Annotated in this window: 1 protein-coding gene; it reads right to left on the reverse strand. The window is 31.7% G+C overall.

Annotation, left to right across the window (positions count from 1 at the left end):
- The coding region (locus tag BMX01_RS07840) for an autotransporter outer membrane beta-barrel domain-containing protein (protein WP_159427901.1) at positions 1–2,771 on the reverse strand (2,771 nt) is incomplete at both ends.

A 2,771-nucleotide genomic window follows, 5' to 3' on the forward strand; every position in this document is an offset into this window, starting at 1 on the left:
GATTTATCAATTCCATCTGACTTATCTTGTTGATGATTAATATTATTTAGATTTTCAAAGCTAACGCCTGGTACTTTAATTTCGTGTTTACCAATGTTAACAGTATGTCCTTCTTTTTTTATACTCTCATATTTTTCGTTCGCTTTTGTGGAATCATAATTGCCCTTTTCTTTATCATCTTTTGCCCATTCACCAGCCCAATCAAATTCACCATTTTGGAATCTACCTTTAAAATCCTCATTAGTATCTATGAATTTTTTGAATACGCTTTGAAATTTCTTTTTGTATTTATCTTTATATTTTTCTTTAGCCTCGTTATTTAATTTTTCATATTCTTGGCCATTTACCACAGAGTTCTCAAGCACCCCAGCAAAAACTTTCGCTTTTTCCACTCCGTTATCAGTAGGATAAAGATTAAGCTTTATTGCTGTTTTATTTCCGTTTTCCTTAAATTTGTTCCATTTGGTTTTTAATTCATTCCATTTATGATTGATTTGGGCTAGCCTATTTTGATCTGTAGATAATAAATCCTGCCAATTTTGCCCAAAAATGTATTGTAATGCTGTTTTTAAATACCCTTCGCCATTTGTGTTATTCACTGCTTGAGCCAGCGCTATTAAATAATATGGAGTTGGGATCGTAGCTTCTTCTATAGAAGATCCGTTATATCCATCAAATGCTGCACTTATAAGCTCTTCAAGATTTTTAAATTCCTTAGTTTTAGGAGTACTGCCACTTTTATGTTGTTTAGGATTATCTCTGAAAGTTACTGAATTATTTCCTTTAATTTCCAGCTTTATAGTATTATCCGCCTTAAATATCTTTTGATACAGGTCAACATTTTCAGATACCATATTATTTTCAACATTAACACCTGAATCATAGCTTAATTTATTTATAACATTAATAGTACCTCTATTAATAATATTTCCATTTCCACCATTTTTCTTCTTAAAATTCAAACTATTACCGGCATAAATTTTACCGCGGCTATCTATTTTAAGGCTGTTATCTAAATCTGCAAAATTACCTACAATTTCTAAAGATGGATGTTGAAAAGAAGTCAAAAAAGATCCTGGATTATAGCTATCACTTTTCACCTCAGCCGAACCATTTTTAAGTTTCACTCCCACTTGACCACTCAATTTAACATCATTATGTAATTTCTGAGCATCAAAAGTAATATTACCCGCTTGACTATAAATTTCACCAAGATTATAAACGGTATTGTTTGCGTCTAGCATAATATTGCCCAAGGAATGTAGAACTGCAGTATTTTTTTCTGACTTATTACTAATATTTCCTTTTACTGCAGTTAAATTTAACCCAGCCCCACCAGCGATCAGATTTTTATTGGTGATATTATCTTGTTGAGCTGTAATATTTAATACACGATGGCTCATTACAGTACCATTACTTTCATTAGTAAAGTTACCTGTAGTAGTGATATTTAATACGCCATAGCTTTGGATAGTAGCGTTATTAATAAAAGTATCGTTATTAGTGATATTCAATGATTTTACACTTTCAATAGTGCCGTTGTTAGTAAAGTTATTGCCGCCAATATCTAAAGTTTTATTACTTGCTAGGGTACCATTACTCGCATTAGTAAAATTACCGCCACTTGCAATTTTCAATGCTTCAAGCCCAATCATAGTACCATTATTAAAGAAATCAGTTTTACTCGAAATATTTAGTGTTTCGATAGTGACTAATTTACCGTCATTTTTAACGGCTGTGTTACTGTGAATATCTAGGTTTTTCCCAACGGTTAAATTACCGGTATTGGTAAAGTTTTGAACCTCACCAATATCTAATTCTTGCACGGTTATTAAATTACCATGGTTGGTAAAATTACCTTTTACGTTGAGTTTCACTTTACCATGTAAGGTAATCTCATCACCTTTTTGACTGATGTTGAAATTATTAACATTGACGGTAAGGTTATTTTGTGCATCGACTAATTTACTGCCATTACTGATAAAGTCGCTATTATTGGAAAACGTAAGTGTAGCTTTATCTTTACTGATAATATCACCTTTATTCACATAATCCGAACCATTAACAGTAAAGTTTAAGTTTTTATGGGCTAAAATTACGGCATCTTTCTTATTCTCTAATGCGTTAGTGGTAATATTAGCGGTAATGCCCGCGATAGTGCCATTATTGGTGATTTTATTAGTCGCGTTGATATCTAACTTCTCAGCAACAAGGCTTGAGTTATCGCCATTAAGGGTAAGGTTTGCTGTTTTAATATTGGCTTTTCCTGCAGATAGCTTGGAAGTACCATTTAAGGTAATATTATTAGTGACATTCAACGCAATTTCTTTCGCTGAAAGTTTAGACGCTTTATTTAACATTACATCTTTAGTAATATTTAATGTAAGCTTGTTAACTGAAAGTGAAGAATTATCTAAAGCAAGATTACCGCTTTTCACATCTGCTACTAATGCTGAAACTTTAGATGAATTACTTAGCTTAGCATCATTTTTTATCCTAAAGCTTAAATTATCTGCCGATACTGTTGCGTTATCTAAAGTTATATTTGCGGCTTTAATACCTAAATTTTTGTTAGATATAACACTTGAAGCATTTTTTAATTTTATATTTCCTGTGGTGTTTAAAATAAGTTGTTCTTTACCGAAGAGTAACCCTTTATCAGCAAGCTCAATATCTTTACCGACTACGCGAACATAATCAGCGTGTATCTTATTTAATTTAGAATCACCTTCATTAGTTAAGATATTAATATCATCTTCGGCAAAAATAAC

The organism is [Haemophilus] ducreyi (assembly GCF_900109315.1).
Lineage (GTDB): Bacteria > Pseudomonadota > Gammaproteobacteria > Enterobacterales > Pasteurellaceae > Haemophilus_B > Haemophilus_B ducreyi.